6 protein-coding genes and 3 pseudogenes are annotated in these 7,240 nt (G+C 69.0%); 5 read left to right on the forward strand and 4 right to left on the reverse strand.

Going from position 1 to position 7,240, the window contains the following annotated elements; genetic code table 11:
* Both ACFXA3_RS29665 and ACFXA3_RS29670 read left to right on the forward strand, forming a co-directional pair.
* On the forward strand, window positions 1-1,210 hold a 1,210-nt coding region (locus tag ACFXA3_RS29665), incomplete at its 5' end, for an MFS transporter (protein ID WP_385191639.1).
* Between the two features lie 278 nt (window positions 1,211-1,488).
* A pseudogene (locus tag ACFXA3_RS29670) lies at window positions 1,489-1,900 on the forward strand (transposase); the annotation flags it as partial.
* Window positions 1,901-2,641: 741 nt separating this feature from the next.
* Here the strand turns inward: ACFXA3_RS29670 and ACFXA3_RS29675 are convergent.
* Both ACFXA3_RS29675 and ACFXA3_RS29680 read right to left on the reverse strand, forming a co-directional pair.
* A pseudogene (locus ACFXA3_RS29675) lies at window positions 2,642-3,408 on the reverse strand (transposase).
* 47 nt (window positions 3,409-3,455) lie between these two features.
* Window positions 3,456-3,701 carry a MafI family immunity protein gene (locus ACFXA3_RS29680; RefSeq protein ID WP_385191640.1) on the reverse strand — a complete coding sequence of 82 codons (246 nt, stop codon included), beginning with the start codon at window positions 3,699-3,701 and terminating at the stop codon, window positions 3,456-3,458.
* 212 nt (window positions 3,702-3,913) lie between these two features.
* Here ACFXA3_RS29680 and ACFXA3_RS29685 point away from each other — a divergent pair.
* A pseudogene (locus ACFXA3_RS29685) lies at window positions 3,914-4,282 on the forward strand (transposase); the annotation flags it as partial.
* A gap of 216 nt (window positions 4,283-4,498) precedes the next feature.
* Window positions 4,499-5,092, forward strand: a complete 594-nt coding sequence (locus ACFXA3_RS29690; RefSeq protein WP_385191641.1) for a DinB family protein — start codon at window positions 4,499-4,501, stop codon at window positions 5,090-5,092.
* Between the two features lie 183 nt (window positions 5,093-5,275).
* On the opposite strand, the gene ACFXA3_RS29695 is transcribed toward ACFXA3_RS29690, so the two are convergent.
* Entirely contained in the window at window positions 5,276-5,500 is a 225-nt protein-coding gene (locus ACFXA3_RS29695) for a hypothetical protein (RefSeq protein WP_385191642.1), read from the reverse strand.
* A gap of 881 nt (window positions 5,501-6,381) precedes the next feature.
* On the opposite strand from ACFXA3_RS29695, the gene ACFXA3_RS29700 reads away from it, so the two are divergent.
* Window positions 6,382-6,624 carry a cold shock domain-containing protein gene (locus ACFXA3_RS29700; RefSeq protein ID WP_385191644.1) on the forward strand — a complete coding sequence of 81 codons (243 nt, stop codon included), beginning with the start codon at window positions 6,382-6,384 and terminating at the stop codon, window positions 6,622-6,624.
* A gap of 97 nt (window positions 6,625-6,721) precedes the next feature.
* On the opposite strand, the gene ACFXA3_RS29705 is transcribed toward ACFXA3_RS29700, so the two are convergent.
* Window positions 6,722-7,240 (reverse strand): hypothetical protein (locus ACFXA3_RS29705; protein WP_385191646.1); only part of this gene is annotated, 519 nt, incomplete at its 5' end.

Genomic DNA, 7,240 nt, shown 5'->3' on the forward strand with positions numbered 1-7,240 from the left:
CGGGACAGGGGTCCGGTCGCGGCCACGCGCCGTCCTGCCCGCGCTCTGCACCACGCAGATCACCAGCTGGGGCATCGTCTACTACGCCTTCCTCGTCCTCAACCCGGCCATCACCGCCGACACCGGCTGGAGCGCGGGCGCGACCACCGCCGCGTTCTCCGCCGCCCTCGTCGTCTCCGCTATAGCCGGAATCTACGTCGGCCGCGTCCTGGACCACCGCGGCCCCCGCGCCGTCATGACCACCGGCTCCGCCCTGGGTTCTCTGAGCCTGCTGGTGATCGCCGCAGCCCCCAACCTGGCCGTCTTCTTCGCCGGATGGCTGCTCACCGGAGCGGCGATGGCCGCCGTCCTCTACCAGCCCGCCTTCGCCGCCCTCACCCGCTGGTGGGCCCCCGACCACATCCGCGCACTCACCATCGTCACCCTCGCCGGCGGACTCGCCTCCACCGTCTTCGCACCCCTGACCGCGATCCTGGCCGACCACATGTCCTGGCGCGCCACCTACACCGTGCTCGCCGGCATCCTCGCGGCCCTGACCGTCCCGGCGCACGCGATCGCGCTGACGGCCCCGTGGCCCCCAGCCCCGCCGAGTCCGCCGCACGTCACCAGCGGCCACGCGGGCGTGGTGCGCAGCCGGGCATTTTGGATGCTGGCCGTCACCTTCACCCTGTCCGCGTTCGCGATGTACGCCGTCGTCGTCGGCCTCGTCCCCCTCCTTCTCGAACGCGGCTACACCACCACCCAGGCCGCATGGGCCCTCGGGCTCGGCGGAGCGGGGCAGACCCTCGGACGGACCCTGTACGCGATCCTCGCCCGCCACCTCGGCGTCACCGCCCGCACCGTCACCCTGGCCGCACTCGGCGCCCTCACCACCACGGCCCTCGCTGGCGTGGCCGGTCCGTACGCTCTGCTCGTCGCTGTATCCGTCCTCGCCGGCGTGGTCCGCGGCAACCTCACCCTCCTCCAGGCCACCGCCGTCACCGACCGCTGGGGCACCACCCACTACGGCCGACTCTCCGGCCTCCTCGGCGCCCCCGCACACGCCGCAGCCGCCCTCGCCCCCTTCACCGGCGCCCTCCTGGCCGGCCCCCTCGGCGGCCACGCCGCCCTCTTCGCCCTGCTTGCCGCGTTGTCGATGGCTGCCGCCGTCACAGCCCTCGGGGCCCGCCCCCACAGCCAGGAAGGAACGACTCGCCCGAACCAGCGATAGCACCACACCTGTTGCAGCGACTACGGTGAACACACCGCGCGCTGAGCTGCACAAACTCACCGTCTCCTGCCTCGCGCCACACCTGCTCCCCCAGAGAAGCCTCTGTGCGCGGCCTGCAACGCCGCACGGAAGGCGCAGTACGGGGGCTGGGCTTGCCGTTTAACGTCCGCCGTCGAACGGGACTCGAACTTGTTCGGCGTTTCCCCAGTTCACCAGGTGTGTGAGGGGCCTCGGGCCGATCCTGTGCTGAGCGACAACGCAGCACGGAGGCCGGGATCGTGAGACTGGTCGAGCATGAGGTTCAACGAGACGCGTTCACGGTGGCGGCGGAGTTCCGGTCGGAGCTATACGCGTGCATGACCGCGCGGAGCGACGCCCTGTTCGAGCTGTGCGACGCGCTGTTGTGCCCCGACGGCCCGGTCCGCACCCTCGTGGACCTGGCGCTCGCTCCCGAGCATCGGCGCGGGCACGGGGCCTGGTACTCCCGGATCAACCACGGTCGGATCGACGTCGCCCCGCTGCATCGGGCACTGACGAATGTCCCGCTTCCCCGAGCCGGTGACGGTCGGCTGGTGCTGGCGGTATACGTCTCCCCCGCTGGAGACCGGCCGGACCTCGTGGACCGCGCTGCTGGACGCAATCCGGCTGGAGCCCGGCGCCGACTTGGCCGCGGTGAGAGGACGGTCCATGCCCGTTCCCGCGCCGACCGGGGTCATGCTGGACATCCTCCTCGACGGCATGAGCGAACCGCGCCTGAAACTGATCAGTGAGGACGAGGCGCGGGCGTTGATGGTGCTCCTCGGGCTGCTCGATGACGCAGTCCAGAGTGAGGACACTCGCCGGGCCTCGGACGAGATGCGGTTCCGGATCGGCTCACGCCTCACCTGAGGCCCGACGCCCGGCTGCGACCGGCCGGGGGCGTACAGGGTGCGGGGCCGGCTCGTGTACAAGGGTGGCGGCAAGGCGGATTCGCTGCCGCCGACGACGGCCCGGCGGGCATGTCGACGGTGAGCGCGTTGCGGACGGCGGCGGTCGGTGCCGCACTGCGTAGTGGGTCAGGCGAGAGCGGGCCGTGCCTTCGGTTCCGCGGGGCCCCAGCCCGGGCCGGTCCGGTTCCTCAGCACCACCTGGGTTAACCACCCCGCGAAACACCCCGCATATGAACCACCCCCGGCACAGAGCAGCGGCCACGTCGCGCGGAGTGATCAGCCATGAAGCCTTACTCGCGGCCTCTGGCCCGGCGTCGGCTACCAGCGCATCGAGGAACCGGCACGGGAAGGCACGGTCATGTCCGGAGCCGGATCACGAGAGTTGATGGCCGCCGTCCGGTAGGTGCTCGGCGCCGCGGATCTCACCCGACCGGACTAAGGGCCGTCCCGTAAACGATCTCCGAGTCGCTTTGCGCATCGTCGGCCGTCGTGCGCCGCTCGTCTATCCGGCGAGGGCGAGGTTGTGCATCCGAGCGATACCGAGCATGACGTAGTGAACGCCATCGCCTTTGAGTCGGCAGTCGCGGAGGATCTTCCAAGTCTTCATTCGCGCGATGACGTGCTCGATGCGGGCGCGGACCTGCTTGTGGGACTCGTTGTGTGCTTCCTTCCAGTCCGGTAGGTCTTCGCCCTTGCGCCGGCGGTGGGGCATGACGAGCCCGGTCCCGGGATAGCCGCCGTCGGCCATCGTCATGGTCCTGCCGACGGCGGCTTTGACGCCGGATTCCTCCCATGCCTTGCAGTCGTTGCGGTTCCCGGCGAGAGGCCGGCCCACTGCGACCACCAGACGGGTGTCGGCATCGATGACGACCTGGTGGTTGGTCGAGTACCGGTAGTTCTTGGACTGCTCCGCCACCGTGTGGTCCCGGGTCGGGACGAGGGTGCCGTCCACGATGAGGACTGTGCCTTTTGCGAACCGCTTTCGGGGCTGGAGCGCGAGCATGGGCCCGAGGTGGTCGATGATGCGGTCCGCCGCCGACTTGGACACTCCGAAGAGGGGAGCGAGCTGGCGCATCGTCAAGTTCGTTCGCCAGTAGGCCGCGACCAGCTGAAGCCGGTCCTCTAGCTGAAGGCTCCACGGACGGCCCCTGCGAACCGCATCCGCACCCCCGCGCCCAGTAGGGTCACCAGCCGGCCGAATAGGAGAGGGCTCAGACCGGTGAACGAGGGTATCCAAGACGGCTCCGACGCCGTGATCACACCTGCCACGGAGAAGATCGTCCCTCGACAGGCCGCTGCAGGGAAGTGTCAGTCGATCAGCAGCTCGTCAAGGCGCTGGACGGACCTCGGGGTGTCCATCTCGTCCGCCATTGCCACCAGTCGAGCGTGTACAGCCGGGTGATGGGCAGAGCGTCCTCATAGATCCACGAGCACATCGTGTCGAACGCCAAAGCCTCCTCACCGTGCGAGAGCAGGTGGCGAACGTCCGTAGTGACAGCCTCCGCGGTGAGCGGCGACTCCTCCAGGAGCGCCACCACACGTGCTCGATATGACAGGCTCACGAGCTGTCCCCCTGCCAGAACTCAACGGACCGATGCCATCCGACATCCTCGTCTCCAGTCAGGGAGCTGTCGACTCACCCACCCTTAACGGGACAGCCCCTAGTTGATTGGGTAACAACTGCTCTGCGGAATTCTTCGCACCTGCATCCCGAATATGCATAAGAGTTCGTGCCTTGTGGCCGGCCAGGACGGCAAACCGGCCCCAGTGCCTGGGCACCATCCTCGAAGCCGAGTTCCTGGCCGTGACCGGCGGTGACATGGCCCTGTTTGGCACCCCCGACCGCCTCGCTGCCTTCGGGGGCATCGCCCCGGTCCCACGTGAGTCCGGCAAGATCAGCGGGAACCTGCGGCGCCCGCAGCGATGCAACCGGTGGCTCCAGCGTGTGCTCTACACCTCTGCACTGTTCAGCATCCGAAGGTCCGAGGAAGCCCGCCGCTTGTACAACCGCAAACGCGCTGAGGGCAAGCGTCACACCCAAGCCGCCCTCGCCTTCGCGCGCCGCCGCGTCAACGCCTTGTGGGCTCTCCTCCGTGACGGACGGACCTACGAGGTCAGACCGCCGACAGCCCTCGCCGCATGACAGACGGCATTAGGAATCAATGGCACACGCTCAAGCTTGATGGCACAGGACAGCTCAGTCACACCCCCGGTGAGACGGCACGTGTCCCGTCTCTGTCGATCTGGACCCTGTCTCAAGTGATCTGGTCCGATTCGTTCGTCGCCTCAGATGATCCGGTTCGCCGCGAGCGGTGGAAAGGGCGGTAGACAAAAACCGCGCGGGCGGCAGACTGGCCGCATGACCGCATCAGATGCCAAGGCTGACCTTCACTTTTACTTGCAGTCCGCCCGTGACGCCCTGCTGTGGAAACTCGAAGGGCTCGCGGAGTACGACATCCGCCGTCCGCTGACGCCGACCGGCACGAACCTCCTGGGCCTGGTGAAACACGTGGCCAGTGTGGAACTGGGCTACCTCGGCGACACCTTCGGGCGACCGTCCGGCGAGCCGCTGCCCTGGCTCGATGACGGTGCAGAGTCCAACGCGGATATGTGGGCGACCGCCGATGAGTCACGCGAGTACATCGTGGAGCTTTACCGCCGGGCGTGGGTGCACGCGGACGCGACAATCGACGCGCTGGCGCTGGACGCGACCGGCAGGGTGCCGTGGTGGCCGAACGGCAGGGACGAGGTGACGTTGCATCATGCCGTGGTGCGAGTGATCGCTGATACGCACCGGCACGCCGGGCACGCCGATATCCTCCGGGAGCTCATAGACGGTGCCGTCGGGATGAACAAGGGCAACGACAGCATGCCCCCCGGCGACTCGCCGTGGTGGGAGGACCACCGAAGTCGGCTGGAGCGTGCAGCTCAGGAAGCCGGCCGAGACGCATGATCTCGAACCAGGCCGAGTAAAACAGCGACCGGCTCGACTCGCACAGGGATGCCGCTCATTGGGGTGAGGCCTTCCGCGCCCGGGGCACGGGGCCCAGCTGCCGGCCCGACGCCGCCCTCGGCATGGAATGACTCCGCCGCAGGACACAGCGACCACCACACCCCGCGGCCTGTCCCCCGGAGGCTACGCGGTGGTGCGCCGCCGGTCGATGCGGCGGGCGAAGGCCCGGTCCGCACGGCGGCGCCGGTAGACGGCCTCGGACCGGATACCCGCGGCAAGCGCCGCTTGGCGCAGCGCGCCACCCGTGCGCAGGTTACCGAAGAACGCCTCCCAAGCGTCGGCGTCGGGCGTCGGGTCCGGGGTTCGCAGGTGGGCCTGGTGGGCGACGTCCATGGCGGCGGCGAACACGGCGGTCGTGTTTGCGGCGCTGGTGGATCACAGCGGTGATGATCCCAATCTCGGCCGGGGCGGCGGTAGCCCGGGCGGGCGCGAGCTGCCCGGCCCCGAGCTCGTCGGCCGCGTCACGAGCCCTCGCGAACGCTCCCGGAACCACCCGCACAGACCCCATACCGCGCGCTGCGGGCCGGCGCGGTGAGTGCAGGATCGCAGGCCTGCTTTACGGGGGGGGGGCACCGAGCGCCCGTCGGGCAGTGCATCAATGCGGGCGCGCCCCTCGGCTCGGCAGAGCCGGGTGGCCCGCGCCCGAGGAGACGCCCCGTACGCCGGACCTCGGCCCGTTGGCGGTTGGGCGGCCCGGTGTCACTGCCGCCAGAGCGCTCTGGTCACCGGGCCTCGCCCGCGCACGCCCCATCGACGCGGACTGAGCCGACCATAGCCACCGGCAACCACCACCCGGCACCACAAGCACAGCATTCGGCACCCCGTGTGACATGCGCAGGCGAGGGTTGACTCCCGACGCTGACACAGTCCACTCCACCGCCGCAGCCCTCCCCCTTCTCGCATCGCCGTACCGTCCACCGGCAAGGAGTCCGGCTGCCGCAGCGGACGAATCCCTGGCCGTCAGCCGGTCAAAAGTACGCCGGCGCCACGGCCCGCCAGCGCAAGAACCAGCCGGATCGCCGAGCACCGCCCATCTGCCCCCGAGCAGGTGGGCGGGCCGTCAGGCCCCGTAGCCCACCTGCGCGAGGGGCGCCCGCCGCTTGTAGCCACGCCGGAGTCCGCTGCATCACGCCCCTGATCACGCCCTCCCCTCCGTCCGAGCGCAGGCGGAGAGTGTCGGGTTCCGGATCCGGCGTATGAGGAGGGGCAGCGTGTCACCCTGCGGAATCGTGAAGTGGTTCGACCCCGAACGAGGTACCGGTCTCATCAGCCAGGACGGGACCGGACCGGACATCCGGGCCGAGTCCCAAGCCATTCGCGAAAACGGACGCTGTCTGTGTCCCGGCGACAGAGTCCTCTTCGACCTCACCCACGACAGCACCGGACTGCGCGCCGACAACATCCATCGCCCGAAGGATGCCCGCAGCCAGGACGGACCAGGGCAACACAGCGACGGACAGACGCCGCAGTAGCCGGCTCCCGCCCTGGCTGCCGCGGGCTCTATTGGGCGTGCGGGAAATCCGCCGACCCACGCTATGCCGTCGAGCCTCGGTGCTATACCGGGGCAGGTCAGTACCGCTTGACCAGAACCGAGTTGGAGACCTTGCGCGCACCGTTGGGAAGTTTCAGGAGCGATCCGTCCGGGTTCCGGTTCTCGCTCAGCTGACGGTAGGAGAAATCGTCGGTAAGAACGACGTAGATCGTGCGGGCAGAACCGGGCTCGGCCCGGGACAGGTGGACATCGAAGATGTACGGGCCGGGCCGCCCCAGATCATCCTTGGGGTAGTAGTTCGTATGCGGAACGGGCTTGCCGACGCCGTCGATCTGCACCATCCAGGTCAGGTGCCATCCAGCCCCGAGAGTGCAGTTGACCTCAGCGGTAAGGGACCCGTCCGATGCGACCGTCAGCTGCTCGGGCTCGACGGTCACGTCCAGTTCCGGCCTGTCACCGCAACCGGGCAAGGCCTGTCCCGGGCCAGCAGCGGGCGCACCGCTAGAGGTTGTCCCGTAACCGTTGTGGTGGTTGTGGTGTTGGTTGGGCATGGGCGGGGTGATCTCGGCGGATGATCCGAAGTGGATCGAGCCGTT

Origin of the sequence: Streptomyces sp. NPDC059456 (assembly GCF_042750055.1) — a bacterium.
In the GTDB taxonomy this organism is placed as follows: Bacteria; Actinomycetota; Actinomycetes; order Streptomycetales; family Streptomycetaceae; genus Streptomyces.

Bases quoted from the DNA above. Each gene is read 5' to 3' on its own strand.
- ACFXA3_RS29690 (WP_385191641.1), top strand. From the start codon at position 4,499: ATGACCGCATCAGATGCCAAGGCTGACCTTCACTTTTACTTGCAGTCC.